Below are 451 nucleotides of genomic sequence, written 5' to 3'. Positions count from 1 at the left end.
ATATTCAATATTGGAAACTCTGACTTATTTGCCCATGCGCCTCGCTTAAATATGGGGAGTTTACCTAACTCTACCTTCATCTTTTATCCTTCTGTTGATGTGGTCGGCATAGACTAGAAAGTTCTAATATTTTTAATAACAAGCTAGCTCGTTTTTCTGTCTGCCCAACTTTTAATTAGACTATTATAAGCTACTAAAAATAATAGAAAATATATCACATTTCTCATTCTGTCATCACATAAAAACGAGACGGCGTATTATTACTTTTTAACAATACTCGTTATCTTAGGAGTGAACAACACCAATCCTATTATTAACAATAGTTTATCAATTATTCCACCGAAAAAATGAGCCAGAGCTCTCGGAAAAACAAGTCATTTTTATGTTTTACAACCACACAAGTCCAATGTTCTGTATAAATGCCCAGGTAAGAGTGCAGGTATAGCTGTTC

This window comes from Vibrio sp. OPT46 (genome assembly GCF_015163535.1).
Lineage (GTDB): Bacteria > Pseudomonadota > Gammaproteobacteria > Enterobacterales > Vibrionaceae > Vibrio > Vibrio alginolyticus.
The sequence above is the reverse complement of the archived record's forward strand: the minus strand, read 5'-3'. Positions refer to the sequence as shown.